General features: G+C 69.6%; 17 protein-coding genes. 8 read left to right on the forward strand and 9 right to left on the reverse strand.

Annotated elements, in window-relative coordinates; genetic code table 11:
- The first annotated feature begins 108 nt into the window (after nucleotides 1-108).
- A complete protein-coding gene (locus RYH80_RS12280) occupies nucleotides 109-909 on the forward strand; it encodes an aldo/keto reductase (protein ID WP_370904165.1) in 801 nt (266 codons plus the stop codon).
- A gap of 4 nt (nucleotides 910-913) precedes the next feature.
- Here RYH80_RS12280 and RYH80_RS12285 read toward each other — a convergent pair whose 3' ends face one another.
- Nucleotides 914-1723 (reverse strand): hypothetical protein, encoded by an 810-nt coding sequence (locus RYH80_RS12285; protein ID WP_370904166.1) that lies wholly within the window; start codon nucleotides 1721-1723, stop codon nucleotides 914-916.
- Nucleotides 1724-1847: 124 nt separating this feature from the next.
- Here RYH80_RS12285 and RYH80_RS12290 point away from each other — a divergent pair, with 124 nt between their 5' ends.
- Nucleotides 1848-2249: a CopG family ribbon-helix-helix protein gene (locus tag RYH80_RS12290; RefSeq protein WP_370904167.1), complete on the forward strand. Its 402-nt coding sequence runs from the start codon at nucleotides 1848-1850 to the stop codon at nucleotides 2247-2249.
- A 291-nt stretch (nucleotides 2250-2540) separates the two neighbouring features.
- On the opposite strand, the gene RYH80_RS12295 is transcribed toward RYH80_RS12290, so the two are convergent.
- The 4 genes from RYH80_RS12295 to RYH80_RS12310 all read right to left on the reverse strand — a co-directional run bounded on the left by RYH80_RS12295 (nucleotide 2541) and on the right by RYH80_RS12310 (nucleotide 6478).
- Nucleotides 2541-3890: an LLM class flavin-dependent oxidoreductase gene (locus RYH80_RS12295; protein WP_370904168.1), complete on the reverse strand. Its 1350-nt coding sequence runs from the start codon at nucleotides 3888-3890 to the stop codon at nucleotides 2541-2543.
- 132 nt (nucleotides 3891-4022) lie between these two features.
- Nucleotides 4023-4577, reverse strand: a complete 555-nt coding sequence (locus RYH80_RS12300; RefSeq protein WP_370904169.1) for a class I SAM-dependent methyltransferase — start codon at nucleotides 4575-4577, stop codon at nucleotides 4023-4025.
- 100 nt (nucleotides 4578-4677) lie between these two features.
- A complete protein-coding gene (locus tag RYH80_RS12305; RefSeq protein ID WP_370904170.1) occupies nucleotides 4678-4980 on the reverse strand; it encodes a hypothetical protein in 303 nt (100 codons plus the stop codon).
- Nucleotides 4981-5326: 346 nt separating this feature from the next.
- Entirely contained in the window at nucleotides 5327-6478 is a 1152-nt protein-coding gene (locus RYH80_RS12310) for a Gfo/Idh/MocA family protein (RefSeq protein WP_370904171.1), read from the reverse strand.
- 532 nt (nucleotides 6479-7010) lie between these two features.
- Between RYH80_RS12310 and glmM the strand changes: the two genes are divergently transcribed.
- The 3 genes from glmM to RYH80_RS12325 all read left to right on the forward strand — a co-directional run bounded on the left by glmM (nucleotide 7011) and on the right by RYH80_RS12325 (nucleotide 10139).
- Nucleotides 7011-8381, forward strand: a complete 1371-nt coding sequence (gene glmM / locus RYH80_RS12315; protein WP_370904172.1) for a phosphoglucosamine mutase — start codon at nucleotides 7011-7013, stop codon at nucleotides 8379-8381.
- Nucleotides 8382-8461: 80 nt separating this feature from the next.
- Nucleotides 8462-9439: an endonuclease NucS gene (gene nucS / locus RYH80_RS12320; RefSeq protein ID WP_370904173.1), complete on the forward strand. Its 978-nt coding sequence runs from the start codon at nucleotides 8462-8464 to the stop codon at nucleotides 9437-9439.
- Nucleotides 9440-9608: 169 nt separating this feature from the next.
- Entirely contained in the window at nucleotides 9609-10139 is a 531-nt protein-coding gene (locus RYH80_RS12325; protein WP_370904174.1) for a 50S ribosomal protein L16, read from the forward strand.
- A gap of 119 nt (nucleotides 10140-10258) precedes the next feature.
- Here the strand turns inward: RYH80_RS12325 and RYH80_RS12330 are convergent, their stop codons facing one another.
- On the reverse strand, nucleotides 10259-10993 hold the full coding sequence (locus RYH80_RS12330) for an SDR family NAD(P)-dependent oxidoreductase (protein WP_370904175.1): 735 nt from the start codon (nucleotides 10991-10993) through the stop codon (nucleotides 10259-10261).
- A 336-nt stretch (nucleotides 10994-11329) separates the two neighbouring features.
- Here RYH80_RS12330 and gcvT point away from each other — a divergent pair, with 336 nt between their 5' ends.
- Both gcvT and gcvH read left to right on the forward strand, forming a co-directional pair.
- Nucleotides 11330-12433, forward strand: a complete 1104-nt coding sequence (gcvT, locus tag RYH80_RS12335) for a glycine cleavage system aminomethyltransferase GcvT (protein WP_370904176.1) — start codon at nucleotides 11330-11332, stop codon at nucleotides 12431-12433.
- A 93-nt stretch (nucleotides 12434-12526) separates the two neighbouring features.
- Nucleotides 12527-12907: a glycine cleavage system protein GcvH gene (gene gcvH, locus RYH80_RS12340; protein ID WP_370904177.1), complete on the forward strand. Its 381-nt coding sequence runs from the start codon at nucleotides 12527-12529 to the stop codon at nucleotides 12905-12907.
- A 79-nt stretch (nucleotides 12908-12986) separates the two neighbouring features.
- Here the strand turns inward: gcvH and RYH80_RS12345 are convergent, their stop codons facing one another.
- Nucleotides 12987-13259, reverse strand: coding sequence for a pro-sigmaK processing inhibitor BofA family protein (locus tag RYH80_RS12345; protein ID WP_370904178.1), 273 nt, complete (start codon nucleotides 13257-13259; stop codon nucleotides 12987-12989).
- Between the two features lie 121 nt (nucleotides 13260-13380).
- Here RYH80_RS12345 and RYH80_RS12350 point away from each other — a divergent pair, with 121 nt between their 5' ends.
- Nucleotides 13381-13746 carry a DUF6176 family protein gene (locus RYH80_RS12350; protein WP_370904179.1) on the forward strand — a complete coding sequence of 122 codons (366 nt, stop codon included), beginning with the start codon at nucleotides 13381-13383 and terminating at the stop codon, nucleotides 13744-13746.
- A 196-nt stretch (nucleotides 13747-13942) separates the two neighbouring features.
- Here the strand turns inward: RYH80_RS12350 and RYH80_RS12355 are convergent, their stop codons facing one another.
- Both RYH80_RS12355 and RYH80_RS12360 read right to left on the reverse strand, forming a co-directional pair.
- On the reverse strand, nucleotides 13943-14404 hold the full coding sequence (locus tag RYH80_RS12355) for a NuoI/complex I 23 kDa subunit family protein (protein ID WP_370904180.1): 462 nt from the start codon (nucleotides 14402-14404) through the stop codon (nucleotides 13943-13945).
- A gap of 1 nt (nucleotide 14405) precedes the next feature.
- Nucleotides 14406-15467, reverse strand: coding sequence for a complex I subunit 1/NuoH family protein (locus tag RYH80_RS12360; RefSeq protein WP_370904181.1), 1062 nt, complete (start codon nucleotides 15465-15467; stop codon nucleotides 14406-14408).
- Nucleotides 15468-15475 lie beyond the last annotated feature (8 nt).

The raw sequence follows: 15475 nt of genomic DNA on the forward strand, positions 1-15475 counted from the left end.
GATCCGCCGGCCCGACTCGAACAGTCTCGACGAACGGCACCCGCGACACAGTCGCCGCGGGTAGCCGCCTCCGGAACCTTCTTCGACGCCACACCCCACCCGTTCGACGTGACACCGACACTCCCGTCGCCGGGGTTGGGAACCTCCGGGAACGACGAGTTCGAGCAGTGTGCCGAGACGGTCGCGGAGGCGTTGTCGATCGGCTACCGCCACCTCGACACCGCACAGATGTACGACAACGAGGCGGCGGTCGGGGCCGGGTTGGAACGCGCGGACGTGGCCCGCGAGGATGTCGTGGTCGCGACGAAGATCCACCCGGACAACCTCGCGTACGACGACGCGATCGAGACGGCCCACGAGTCGCTGGACAGACTCGGCCTCGACCGCGTGGACCTCCTGTACGTCCACTGGCCGATCTCGGCGTACGACCCCGAGGAGACGCTCGCGGCGATGGACGAACTGGTGGAGGACGGCGTGACCGACCACGTCGGGCTCTCGAACTTCACCCCCGAACTACTCGACGAGGCGCGCGACCTGTTGGACGCGCCGGTCGTCGCCCACCAGGTGGAGTGTCACCCGCTGCTCCCGCAGGCGGACCTGCGCGAGTACGCCCGCGAGCACGGCCACGACCTGGTCGCGTACTCTCCGCTGGGCGGCGGCGAGATCCTCGACGACCCGTTGTTGACGGAGATCGCGGAGAAACACGACACCTCGGCGGCGGCCGTCTGTCTGGCGTGGGCGTTCGAGCAGGAGGCCGTCGTCCCGATCCCGAAGGGGGAAGGCGACCACGTCGCGGCCAACTGGGCGGCACGCGACCTGGCGTTGGACGCCGAGGACTTGGATCGGATCGCCGCCTACGACGAGCGCGTCCGCGTCGTCGACCCCGACGCGGCGGCTTGGAACCAGTAGCGGCTCACAACACGCCGAGCAGGAAGCCGAGCCCCATCACCGCGAGGACCGCCGCCGAGACGAGCGGGAAGTAGCGGGCGACCCGTTGCATCCGGTCCTCGAACCGCTCGAAGCCGGCGACGAGCACGAGCGTCGCGAGCGTGATGACGCCGACGACGGTGAGCGCGTACGCGAGCATCAGGGTCAGACAGTGGTTCGACCCGGCACAGATCGCGATGATCTCGAACTCCTCCTCGTGGGCGAACCCGAGGACGAACGCCGACACCGCCACCGCGCCGAGCCCCTCGTCTGCCGCCACGGCGAGGTCGGCGTGATCGTGACCGTGTGAGTGCTCGTGGTCTGCGTGGCCGTGTGAGTGCTCGTGGTCTGCGTGGCCGTGGTCTGCGTGGTCATGCCGTACGTGGCTGTGCACCTGGTCTCCGTGGTCGTCCTCGTGATGTCCGTGACTGCCGTTCTCGTGGTCGTGGCCGTGGCCCCCGCCGTAGTACTCCCGTACTGCGAGGCCGAGCAGGAGGACTCCGGCGAACACTCCGATCGGAGAGCCGATCCGGACTCCCGCCACCGAGAGCGGGTCGGTGAGCGACGCGAGCGCCAACTGCGTCTTCAGGAGGAAGAACACGCCGACGACGGCGAGACTCGACACTAGGTGCCCCGTCCCGATCACGAGACCGGCGACAGCGCCGGCGATCCAGCGATTCGCACGGTCGACGGCGTACGCCGCCGCGACCGGCCAGCCGTGTCCCGGCTCCGCACCGTGGACCGCGCCGAGCGCGACCGCCCCCGCGAGCAGCCCGGAGATCTCGGTCGGCACCATACGAGACGCTCCCCCGGCCGCACACTTGACGCCTGTTAAGACCCGTTCCACGGGTCCGTATTACCGCCGGAGTCCAGAGACGACGACCGCAACCCCCAACTCGTCGGCCCGTCGACCCGCGAGTGTGCGAACGAGTCTGAACGTCTCCGAGGAGCTACTCGCCGAGTTCGACGCGGTGTGGGAGGCCGAGGGGATCGACTCCCGGTCGCGCGCGCTGCGGGAGGCGATGGCGGAGTACGTCGAACGACACAGTCGACTCGGCGAGACGGAGGGAGAGGTGACCGCCGTACTCGCGTTCGACTACGAACACCACGCCGTGATCGAGGCGCTACACACGACCCAACACGACTACCAGGACGTGATCACCGCGACGAGTCACGCCCACCAGGGGGAGTGGTGTCTGGAGACACTGTTCTGTCGCGGCGACGCCGCTCGCGTCCGCGAACTGTTGTACCGCCTCCGCGACTTCGACGCCGTCCGCCGCGTCGAGGTGCTGTCGCTCGTCGCCGACGGGACGGACGAGTGACTCGTCGATCGAGACCCCACCGACGAGTGAGCCGTCGGGGAGTACACGCCAGTGTCGTGACTCGGCGGTCGTGTCGAGACGAAAGGGTGGAAAGCGTGCCGCGAAAGAGAGTGCGCGGCACGCGAGCCGCCCTGAGTTGGTCCCCGCTGACGCTTCGGCCCTCCAAGCGAAGCGTCACTTCAGCGTATAGTCGGATACCACTTAATCCTAGCGTCGGCGGTCCGCGATGCCGCGTGCGGAACCAGTGTCGTGTGTCGTCCTCGAACGACCGGCAGTCCCGTGGTCCCCACGTCACCGCCGAGCGGGGTGTGTCTCGGGGAGCCGCGGGCCGTCGCCGAACAGGGTGCCCCTGAGTGTGTCTGCGTCGTGGGGCGGGAGCAGCCCCCGTTCGCGGAGTTCGGGTGTCACGAGTTCGACGAAGTCGTCGAGACTCCCGGTGCGGACCACCTCCTTCACGTTGAACCCGTCGACGCCGACCTCCGCGACCCACCGTTGGAGTTCGTCGGCGACCTCCGTCGGGTCGCCCACGACGACCGGCGAGGTGGTGCCGAGCCCGGAGAACTCCGCGACCTCGCGGACGGTCCACTCGCGATCCGGGTCCGACTGGGTGAAGGCGTTCATCGTCCCCTGGATCGCGTCCGTCTCGATGTGGTCGATCTTCTGGTCGGGGTCCAGTTCCGAGAGGTCCATGTCGAGGAACCCGGACAGGAGTGCCAGCGTCGCCTCCACGTCGACCCCGTTGCGGAGACGCTCGTACTTCGCCTCCGCGGCGGCGGTCGTCTCGCCGACAACCGGGACGATCCCGGGGAAGAAGGCGAGCCGGTCCGGGTCGCGCCCGTAGTCGGCGGCCCGCTCCCGCAGGTCCTCGACGTACTCGCGGACACCTTCCTCGGTCGGCTGCGAGCAGAACACCGCTTCCGCGTTGCGCGCCGCGAACTCTCGCCCGCGTTCCGAGGAGCCGGCCTGGAACACCACCGGCGTCCGCTGTGGCGACGGTTCACAGCCGTGTGGACCGGGGACGTCGAAGAACTCCCCCTCGTGGTCGATCCGGTGGACGCCGTCCGGCTCCGTGTAGACGCCGCGGTCGGCGTCGCGGACGACGGCGTCCTCGTCCCAGGAGTCCTCCCACAGCGCGTAACAGACGTCGAGGAACTCGTCGGCGCGGTCGTAGCGTGTCTGCTTGTCCATCCGCTCGTCGAGGCCGAGGTTGATCGCGGCCGACTCCAGGTAGGAGGTGACGACGTTGAACGCGACGCGCCCGTCGGTGAGGTGGTCCAGCGTGGAGAACTGGCGCGCGAGTTCGTACGGGTGTTGGTACGTCGTCGAGCGCGTCACCGCGAACCCCAACTCGTCGGTCACCTCGGCCATCGCGGGGACGAGGTACGTCGGGTCGTTCGCAGGGGTCTGGACCGCCCGTTCGACGGCCGTCTCGCGGTCGTCGCCGTACACGTCGTAGACACCGCGCACGTCGGCGAAGAACACCGCGTCGAACCCGCCGCGCTCGGCCGTCCGGGCGACCTCGGTCCAGTACTCGCGGTCTGTGTACTCCGCCGACCGGTCGCCGGGGTGTCGCCACGAGCCGGGCGAGACGTGCTCGACCGCGTTCATCGTGAAGAGGTTGAGGTGGACGTAGTCGCTCACGCCTCGTGGTGAGACACCCACGCACCGAGGCCGTCACGGTGGGGGCAATCCGTCGGGGGTTCTGGCGACGGGTGGCTCCCGACTCGACACCGTGACGCTCGGTGACTCGGCGACGCGCGGCTCTCGGACGAGCTACCGCCGCGCGACGGCGAGGAACGTCTCCGTGCGTTCCGTCGCCCGTTCGACGGTGAAGCCGGCGTCCGCGAAGAACGTCGCCGCGTCGCCCGCACCGAACCGCTCGGCGCGTGGCGGGCCAGACTCCCCCGACCCGTGCCGCGACCAGTCGACGGTGACGACCCGCCCGCCCGGGCGGACGACACGCGCGAGGTCCGACAGCGCCGCGTCCGTCGCGAACTCGTGGAACGTCATGGTCGAGACGGCGGCGTCGAGCGAGTCTTCCGCGAACGGGAGATCGCCGACTTCCGCGGTGACGAGCCGGACGTTCTCGGGGACACCCTTCTCGCGGTAGCGGTCGTGCATCGCGGCCTGTACGTCCACTGCCTCCACGCAATCGACGTGTGTCGCCAGTGCGTCCGTGTAGAACCCGGTCCCCGAGCCGAGGTCCGCGACCGTCGCCGTCTCGGGAGCGGCGAGCGGACTCACCAACTCCTCGACGGAACAGTACCGGAACCGGTCGGGGTCCTCCAGTGCGTCCGCGCGCTCGACGTCGTAGGTGTGGTACGCCACACGACGGGGTACGACTCCGACGCGTATGACCGTTTCCGCGGGTCGGCCACTGGACGTTCTCTCCGCGGGTCGGCCACTGGACGTTCTCTCCGTGCGTCGACTACTCCGTCTCCTCCGCGCTCGCCCGGCCGGCGTCGCCGCGTGCGACCACCTCGTGGACGTAGACCGTCCGACGGTCGGTCAACTCGGTACAGAGTCGTTCTCTGATCTCGGGTGCCACGTCGAGGTGCGCGAGCGGTACCTCGGAGACGTCGACGAGTCGCCCGACGACCGTGTCCTCGCCGTCGGCCGCGACGATCTCGTCGCCCGGATCGCCGAGCGGGTGCGGTCTGAACAGTCGCCGCGGGCCGGTGAGGACACCGTCTGCACCACCGAGCAGGTCGTCGGCCCGTACCTGTCCCATACTCGTCGCCACGGCGGGAGTCGGTATAGCACTTTGGTCGTCCCAACGACTATATAGCACCCCGGAGCGGTCGAGTCGGCCGACCGCCCCTCGACACGACGCTCACCGGCGGGTCGCTCCAGTCTCCGCGAGCAGTGGTTTTATGATGGACGGCGCCTCACTACTCGTTGCCGAGAGACGACGCTTTTCTCGTCGTTGATCGGCATCGAACCCACGCCACACCGACGCCACCCGGTGCGTCGTGACTGGGCCCGTCGCGACGCACGACCGCCTCGTCCGCCTCCCACTCCTCGCCTTCCACACTCCGAGTCCTCACTCCGTCCACCCGCTCTACGGGACCCGAGTGTCACGTCTCTCGTTCCGGCACAGACACCCGTTCGCCGCGGTGCGCGGCGTCGAGGACCGCCTCCAGCACGTGTAGGTCGACGAGCCCGTCGTGGCCGTCTGGCTCGATGGGTTCGTCGGCGAGAATCGCGTGTGCGAAGTAGTCGAACTCGGCGCGCGTCTCGTCGCCTCCGACACCCTCCAGCGTCACGGTCTCCTCGCCACGCTCGACGCGGACGACGCGGTCCCGGCCCGGCTGGAAGGCGTCCTCGATTCGGACGCGTCCCGCGGTGCCGATCACCTCGAGTGCCGCCGTCGCGTGCCCCGTGAAACTCGCGGAGAAGTTCCCGACCACGCCGTCGGGGAACGAGACCTGGAAGTGCGTGTGTTCGTCGACGCCCACGAAGGGGTCCGCAGTGGACTGGTGGTCGTCACGCGCAGCGCCGGCGCCGCCGGCGTCGCTCCCGTCCCCGTCGGCACGCGGGTTCCCACCCTGGAGCGTCGCGGAGACGGCGACCGGATCGGCGTCCAACAGGAACCGGGCCGTGTTGAGCGGGTAGACGCCCACGTCGTACAGCGCGCCGCCGCCAGCGAGGTGTGGGTCGAGCCGCCACTGGTCCGGGCCCGCCGAGCCGCGCAACACGGGGAACGTGAAGTCGCCGAACAGCTTCACCGCGTCGCCGACGAACCCGTCGTCTACGGCCGTCCGGAGCCGGCGGATCACCGGGTCCGTCTGCATCCGGTAGGCGGTCATCAGCCGCACGTCGGCGGCCTCGCAGGCGTCGACGGCGGCGGCCGCTCGCTCGCTGGTCGCGTCGAGCGGCTTCTCGACGATCGCGTGACGGCCGTGGGCGGCCGCCGTCTCGACACGCTGGAGGTGGTCGCGGTTCGGCGTCGCGACGTAGACGGCGTCGTACGCGTCGGTCGCCTCGCCAGCCGCGTAGTCGTCGTACGTCAACGCCGTCGCGCCGTACTCGTCGGCGACCGTCGCCGCCTTCTCCGGGTCACCGCTGACGACCGCGCCGACAGTCGTGTACCCGCCGGCCGCGAGCGCGGGCAGGGAGACGCCGCGTGCGTAGCCGCCGAGGCCGACGACCGCGACCGCGACCGTCCCGTCGACACCCGTGTCCCAGTCCGGTTCGTGCTCGCCCGCCAGGAGGTCACTCGTAGACACGGTCGGCGGTTCGGCCGACGGCCACAAGAAGCCACACGACTGCCCCAGCGGCTCTCGGGAGCGATAACGCGACCGAATCTTTGATAGGTGTAGGCGTCTGCGATACGAACGCCGCGATCCGAGCCGCTTCACGCCGACCGCTGCCCGGCGGTCGGCACCCGCGGTCACGACCCCCAGCGTGACCGCACGGACCGCTCCGGGTCCGACGCCGGTTCGGTTCGCGGGTCGCGGGATCGATCCCGCCAGCTGTCCGGGACCGCACGACGCGGCGACGGCCCGTTGCCCATCCGCCGTGTCGGGCCGGGACACTCCCGCTCCCACTCCCACCCGGCCTGTCGCGGTCCCGTTCTCTCTCCGCGGAGTCGGCACTCCGCGGTCTCCGTTCCCGACGACCGCGAGTCGCGTCTCCCGTCGTGGTCGGTTCGGAACGGGTACGCCGCCCGCCGTCGCGGCCGGTTCGGAAAGGTTAGGTCGCCCGCCGTCGCGGCCGGTTCGGAAAGGTTACGTCGCCGCCGGAACCAGAGACTCTCGAATGCAGGTATTCGGGTCGAGCGGGACACGCGGCGAGGTGGGTGCCGAGTTCACCCCCGAGTTCGTCCTCCGAGTCGCCCGTGCGGCTGCGGCCGTCTGGGAGGCCGACCGGGTCGCCGTCGCACGAGACACCCGGACCACCGGCGAGACGTTCGCCGACGCGGCCGCGGCCGGGATCACCGCGACGGGGACGGACGTGGTCGGACTCGGCGTCGAGCCGACGCCGGCGACCGTCCGGTACTGCGACGTAGAGGCGGTCCCGGGCGTCCAGATCACCGCGTCCCACAACCCGCCGGAGTACAACGGCGTGAAACTGATCGGCCCGGACGGGAGCGGGCTGCCGGTCGCCGAGTTGGAACGGGTCGAGGAACGACTCCTCGCGGACGACACGCGGACGGCGGCGTGGGACGCGTTCGGCACCCGTACTGGCGTCGACGACGCCGGGGACGAGTACGTGGCGGAGTTACTCGCCGAACTCGACCGCGCGGCGATCGCAGACGCCGGGTTGACCGTCGCTCTCGATCCCGGCCACGGTGCCGGCGCACACACGTCGCCGCGGCTGTTCCGCGAACTCGGCTGTGACGTGGTGACGGTGAACGCCCAGCCGGACGGCCGGTTCCCCGGGCGGCCCTCGGAGCCGGTGCCGGAGAACTTGACGGACCTCGCGCGGCTCGTCCGGACGAGCGACGCCGACGTGGGGATCGCACACGACGGCGACGCCGACCGCGCGGTGTTCGTCGACGAGACGGGGACGTGTGTCTCCGGGGACGCCTCGCTGGCGGCGTTGGCCGAGCGGGCGCTGTCACCCGGCGACACGGCCGTCTCGGCGGTGAACGTCTCCCAGCGGTTGGTCGACGTGTGTGACCGCGTCGGCGCGGAGCTGTCGTTGACGCCTATCGGCGCGACCAACCTCGTCACGCGCGTTCGGGAGCTGTGGGCCGACGGGGCCTCCGTCCCGGTCGCGGGCGAGGGGAACGGCGGCGTGTTCTTCCCGAACTATCGCCTCTCGCGGGACGGGGCGTACGTCGCCGGGAAGTTCTTGGAGTTGCTCGCCGAGCGCGCCGAGCCGGTCTCGGCGGTGATCGAGCCGTACACGGACTACCACACGGTCCGCGCGAACGTGGGGTACGACGACGAGACGGAGCGGACGGCGATGCTGGCGGCCGCACAACGGTACGCCGAGACGGCCGACGCGGAGCCGCAGACGACCGACGGGTTCCGGCTCGACTACGGCGACGCGTGGGTGCTCGTCCGCGAGTCCGGCACGGAGCCGAAACTGCGCGTGTACGCCGAGTCGAGCGACCCCGACCGCGCCGAGCGACTCGCCGCGGAGGCCCGCGAGACGCTGGCGAGCGCTCGCGAGGACGCCTGACAGCCAGACACCGGGGACGAGCGTCACAGCGGACGGACACGGACGAGTCGCTTATTCGCCGGGCGACCCAACGATCGGTAGTGACGCCAGTGACGCTGCACGAGCCGGCCCACCGCGAGGCGTTGTGGGAACTGGAGGCGGCGTTCGACCGCGGCGACGTGGTGACGGTGTACGGCCCGTGTACGGTCGAGTACGACGGCCGTGCGACCTCCTCGCTCGGCGAGGGGCGGCGACTGGTGGTGCTCAAGCCCGACGGCACCGCCTTGGTCCACACCGACGAGGGTCACGAACCGGTGAACTGGCAGCCCCCGGGTTCGACACACCACGCGGCAGTACGGGACGGCCGCCTGCGGCTCCGTAGCCGCCGCGAGAACCCCGACGAGCGGCTGGACGTGCGGTTCGCGGCCGTCGACCACCTCGTCGCGTACCCGGTCAGCGGTCGTCGGCAGGTGGCGGTCGCGGGGACGGAGGCGGACCTGAAACGGCGAGTCGTCGACGAGCCGTCGCTCGTCGAGGCGGGGTTCACGCCGACGGCGACCGAACGCGAGACGGCGGCGGGTGCCGTCGACGTGTTCGGCCGGGACGCGGACGGGCGCCCGACGGTCGTCGAACTCAAGCGGCGACGCGTCGGACCCGACGCCGTCGGGCAACTCCGGCGGTACGTCGACGCGCTGCGACGCGAACGCCGGGGGCGCCGTGTGGAAGTCGACGACTCGGGCGGGTCTGGCGTCGACGCGGAGTCCGTCGACGACTCGGACGGCGACACTACCGACGACTCCGACGGCGACCCGGTGCCACCGCACGTCGACGACGCCCCCGACGGCCCGGACGACGACCCCAGGGTCCGTGGCGTCCTCGTCGCGCCGTCGGTGACGGACCGTGCGGCCGACCTGCTCGCCGAGGCGGGGTTCGACCACGTCGCGCTCGACCCGCCGACGCCGTCTGCCGACGACACCGGATCGTCCGACGGCACCGATTCGTCCGACGACACCGGGCCGTCCGACGGCGGCGGTGATCCCGGAGACGCCGAGAGCGGGGGCGACGGCGAGGCGCAGTGACCGCTCGGGGCGTTCGTGGGGCCGACACCGACGACGGGTTCTCGACGACCTGAACGGCGGCCGCTCGCCGACCGGGCTCCCGGCGGTCGAGACGGCCGACGGCGGGGGTGGCCGCGGTGTGGTTCGAAGGCTTTATTCGCGGAACGGGCCTTCACCACGGCAAGTAACCATGGCAGACAAACCAGCCTCCATGTACCGGGACATCGACAAGCCCGCGTACACGCGACGCGAGTACATCACGGGCATCCCGGGTTCGAAGATCGCACAGCACAAGATGGGCGACCTGCAGGCGGACGCGGACGACTACCCCGTCCAGATCTCCCTGGAGGTCGAGGAAGAGGTCCAGATCCGCCACGACTCCCTGGAGTCCGCGCGGCTGTCGGCCAACCGCCACCTGATCAAGGAACTCGGCGAGGGTAACTACAAGATGATCCTCCGGAAGTTCCCCCACCAGGTGCTCCGGGAGAACAAGCAGGCGACCGGTGCCGGGGCCGACCGTGTCTCCGACGGGATGCGGCAGGCGTTCGGGAAGCCGGTCGGCACCGCCGCCCGGATGAACGCCAACGCGACCGTGTTCACGGCCTACTGTGACGTGGACCAGGCCAGCGAGGTCAAGGAGGCGTTCCGTCGTGCCTACAACAAGATGTCGCCGCCGTGTCGGATCGTCGTCGAGCGCGGCGAGAACCTGCTCGTCCAGTAACGCCCACGGCCTTCTGCCGTTCGTCGACTCGCCAGCGACTGCGTCGTGTCTCACCTGGCGACTCGGACCGTCTCGCCACGGCGGGCTCGCCCGCCGACCCGGATCGTTCCCCTGCCGACTCACACCGACTCGGGGAGGTAGCCGCCGTCGACTTCGACGTTCTCGCCGGAGACGTAGGCGGCCCGCTCCGAGAGGAAGAACTCGAGGACGGCGACGAGATCCTCGACCGACGCCCACCGCCCGCGTGGGGCGTCCTCGGGGAAGGCGTCGGAGGTCTCGACGACGTACGGCGAGACGGCGTTGACGGTGATCCCGTCCTCGCTGGTGTCGGCCGCGAGCATCCGCGTGAACATCACCACACCCGTCTTCGCGAGGAAGTACGGCGCGTTCTCCGCGTTGACCAGTCCCTTCTCGCTGCCGGCGTAGCCGACGTTGACGATCCGCCCCCAGCCGGTCTCTCGCATCGCCGGCACCGCGCGGCGACAACAGAGGTACGTCGCGTCGACGTTCGTCTGCATCACGCGCCGCCACGTCGCCACGTCCATCTCGGCCCAGTGAGTCGGCGCGAAGTCGCCGACGTTGTTGACGAGCACGTCGACGGCCCCCAGCTCCGTCTCGACCGTCTCGAACAGCGTCTCGACCGCGTCTGGGTCCGTCACGTCGGCCTGCACCGTGGTCGCGTCGACGCCCAGTTCGCGGGCCTCCTCGGCGGTCGCCGCCGCCTCGGCGTCGCTCGTGTGGTAGTGGACTGCCACGTCCGCGCCGGCACGTGCACACCGTAACAGGAACCCGCGACCGATCCCGGTCGCCGAGCCGGTCACCAGTGCCACCCGTCCGTCGAGATCCAGTGTCACGGCCGAGACAGGGCCGCGGTGGAGTTAACGGTGGTCGTCTCCGCTCCATCCGCCGACCGGGATAGGTGGACGGACAGCCGGTCGAGATGGGTGGGCAGACGGCCGGTCGAGATGGGTGGACGGACGGCCGGTCGAGATGGGTGGGCAGACGGCCGGTCGAGATGGGTGGGCAGACGGCCGGTCGAGATGGGTGGACGGACAGCCGGTCGAGACGGGTGAGTCGAGGGCCAGCCGAGACGGGTGAGCGGCCGACTGCCTCGACCGACTCCGGGCGGGGCGCCACTCTGCCACGGGAACCCGGTGGAGTGAAGACCGCCCCACCGCAAGCCCGAGGAGATGAGTCTACGCACGCCGCCCCTCCGGGAGACCCACGCCGACCGCGGTGCGAAGTTCACCGAGTTCGGCGGCTGGGACATGCCGGTGGAGTTCGACTCGATCAGCGCCGAACACGAAGCCGTCCGCGAGTCCGTCGGGATCTTCGACGTCTCGCACATGGGTGAGATCGAGGTCACCGGCCCGGACGCGACGACCCTGTTGCAGCGGTTGACGACGAACGACGTGACGGCTCTCGACCCGGGCGAGGCACAGTACAGCGCGCTCGTCCGCGAGGACGGCGTCATGCTGGACGACACCGTGGTCTACCGACTGCCGGACGACCGCGCCGACGAACTGGACGCGACCGCGTACCTGTTCGTCCCGAACGCAGGCAACGACGGCGACACACACGACCGCTGGGTCGACTACCGCGACGAGCACGATCTCGACGCGACGGTCCGCAACGCCACGGAGGACTGGGCGATGTTCGCCGTCCAGGGGCCGGAGGCCCCCGCGCTCGTCGACGCCGTCGCCTCGGTCGACACGGAGACGTTCGGGCGGTTCGACGCCGGCTACACGACGGTCGCGGACACGGAGTGTTGGCTCGCGCGGACGGGGTACACCGGCGAAGACGGGTTCGAACTACTCTGTCCGTGGGAGGCCGCCGAGACAGTCTGGGGTGCCTTCGACGAGGCCCAGCCCTGTGGGCTCGGCGCTCGCGACACGCTCCGCATCGAGGAGGGGTTCCTGCTGTCCGGCCAGGACTTCCACCCCGAAGAGGAGCCGCGGACACCCTTCGAGGCCGGCATCGGCTTCGCGGTCGATCTGGACACGGAGTTCGTCGGCCGCGACGCGCTCGCCGACGCCACGGAGCCGACGGAGACGTTCGTCGGACTGGAGCTGTTGGACCGCGGGGTCGCCCGTCACGGCTACGACGTGACCGACGACGACGGCCACGTGATCGGCACCGTCACGAGCGGGACGAAGGTGCCGACGCTGGAGCGCGCCGTCGGCCTGGGCTACCTCCCGACGAGTCACGCCGACCCCGGGACCCACGTCAACGTCGTCGTCCGCGGCCAGGAGAAGCGCGCGCAGGTCGTCCGCCCGCCGTTCGGCGACGACTGAGGCACGGGACGCGTCTCGGTCGGACGACACCGCGTCGCCGACGAGTGGGCCGCAACCGACAGCTACACCACGGCCACGCCCGACGGACACGGTGTGAGCTTCGACGTACCTACCGACCGTCGTTACCTCGAGTCGCACGAGTACCTCACCGACGACGCACCCTACCGCGTCGGCATCTCCTCGTTCGCACAGGACGAACTCGGCGACGTGGTGTTCGTCGAACTCCCGGACGAGGGCGACACGGTCACCGCGGGCGAGGAGTTCGGCGTCATCGAGTCGATCAAGGCGGTCTCGGACCTGTACGCGCCGGTCTCCGGCGAGGTGGTGGCGATCAACGAGGCGCTGTTCGACACCCCCGAACTCGTCAACGAGGACCCCTACGGCGACGGGTGGATGCTGGAGATCGAGCCGAGCGACGAGAGCGAACGCGACGACCTGCTGTCTGCCGACGAGTACGACGACCAGATCCAGTGACGGTGACCTCTTCACGCCGGTGAGCGACGCGGGAGGACGACGACAGACACGACCGTTCTCTGTCCGATCCACGAGTGGCTCACACGAGCGGGAGTGTCGCGGCGACGAACGCTACGTCCAACAGTGACAGGAGGATCACGAGGATCGCGCCGGGGACGCCGGCGAGTGCACACACTGCGACGGCGACCAACGACAGTTCGACGCCCGCGCCGAGCAGGTTCGCGACGATCAAGACGACGACGCCGAGGATCGCGTTGATCGCCAGCGTCTTCGCGGCCTTCAGCAGTCGGTAGGCGACGACGAGCGCGACCAAGGCGACGGCGACGACGCCGAGTTCCAGCGGTGTGACCACACCCTCGGTAGGTGCCAGACGGTAGTGAGTCTCGTGGTCGGGTGGCACCACTCCGGCGGCCACACACGGTCTCGTCGCCCTCGACACAAGATTCAATAGGGACACGACGCCCGGTTCCCCCGTGCCAGAGGCCATCCTCGCGAGTCGTCGTGTGGACCCGGAGGCACTCGACACGCTCCGGGAGCACTTCGACTCCCTGACGGACCGGACGACACTGTTCGAACGTGGACTCGCGGCCGAGAACGTCCGCACGGAGGCGGCGTTCCTCGGGCACGACGCCGACGGACCGGTGTTGTACTACTACACGGAACGCGGCGACGACTACCCACCCGATCTGGACCCCGACGACGTCGCCGACGAGATTCTGGAACTCGGTGCCGAACACGAGGCCGCGCTCGAAGCCGCCTGTACCGAACCCGCCCGCGACGAGGAGGGCGAGTTACGGACACTCGAACGACTGTTCTTCGCGTCGGCGGTCGACGAGTGACACGCGCCGGTGTCCGTCTGTCCCGACTACTGGCCCGTCACCCGTCGCGGGTCGACGACACTCCGTCTCTCGGCGCGTAGTGAGTCGACTCTCACGAGGTTGAGACGAGTCACCACCGAGAGAGAAGAGAGGCAGTCGGGAGACGACTCTGCGACCACCGCCGCTCGACGGCACGGCCGACGACCGGGCTACGCGGTCACTGGTAGTCGACTTCGCCGTCGCCCTCGCCGATCCAGGCGCCGCGGTCCGGCTCCCGCGACTCCAGCGGGTCGATCCCCTTGTACCAGGGGACGTTCTTCAGCTGCTCTTTGTTGTAGACGAACTCGTCTTTCGTGTCCGCGGTGAACTCGAAGTTCTGGGTGAGCAGGATGGCGTCGACGGGACACACCTCCTCGCACAGCCGGCAGTAGATACACTGTCCGATGTGGAGGTTGTACTGCTCCCCGTTGCGCATGTCGTCTTGGACGATCTGGATCGTGTCGTTCGGACAGACGTTCTCACACTGCCGGCACCAGATACACCGCTCCTGTGAGAACTTGTGGACGCCACGGAACCGGGGACTGACCTCCGGCGCCGTGTCCGGGTACTCCACGGTGAACGTCTCTCCGTCCAGTGCGTGCTTCATCGTCGTGGCCATCGATTTGAGGACACCGATCATGTTATGCGAGCACCCCCACGATCACGGCCGTGAGGACCAGGTTCGCGAACGACAACACCAACATCCCCTTCCAGCCCACGTCCATGAACTGGTCGGGACGGAGCCGCGGCACGGCGGAGCGGGCCCACTGCGTGAACAGGTAAAAGCCCCACATCTTCACCGTGAACCAGACGAACCCCGGGACGAACGACAGCGCCGAGATCGGCGCCGAGCCGCCGCCGAGGAACAACACCGCCGCCAGCGCACCACCCAGGAAGATGTGGATGAACTCGCCCAGGTAGATCAACACGAAGTACACCGAGGAGTACTCCGTCTGGTAGCCGGCGACGATCTCCGTCGGCGCCTCCGGCAGGTCGAACGGGTTGCGACCGACCTCCGCGAGGTTCGCCAACAGGAACAGCGCGAACGCGAACGGGTTGACGAACGCGAACCACTGCGGGACGGAGACGCCACCGACCGACACCAGTGCGCTCGTCTGAGCCGCGACGATCTCGCTCATCTGGAGGGTGCCGGTGAACAACACCACCGACGCGGCGGTGATCACCAGCGGGATCTCGTAGGCGATGTTCGCCGCCACGGCCCGCAACCCGCCCAGCAGCGAGTACTTGTTGTTCGACGAGTACCCCATCATGATCAGCCCCAGCGAGGCGATCGACGAGGCCGCGAACGCGAACACCAGCCCCGTCTCGGGGTCGGCCAACTGCACGCCGTTGCCCATCGGGATCACGGCGAACCCGAGCAGCGCCGAGAACGGGATCAGCATCGGCGCCAGGTCCCACGCCGGGCGGTCGACTCCCTCGGGGACGATCAACTCTTTCGACAGCAGCCGGACGGCGTCGGCGACGATCGCGAGCAACCCGAACGGTCCGACCTCTGTGACGGCGATCCGGTCGGTGAACGCCGCCGTGATCTTCCGTTTGGCCCACGGCCCCGCGACGGCCGTGTTGACCAGCAGGAAGTTGGCGATCAGGAACGCGCCGATCAGCGCGCTCAACAGCTCGCCGGCCAGCCCACCGACGGGGAGGAACCCGCCGATGATGTCGGGGAGCTGCAGCGGTGTCATGCTCCCCC

Origin of the sequence: Halobaculum sp. MBLA0147, assembly GCF_041361345.1 — an archaeon.
Classification (GTDB): domain Archaea; phylum Halobacteriota; class Halobacteria; order Halobacteriales; family Haloferacaceae; genus JAHENP01.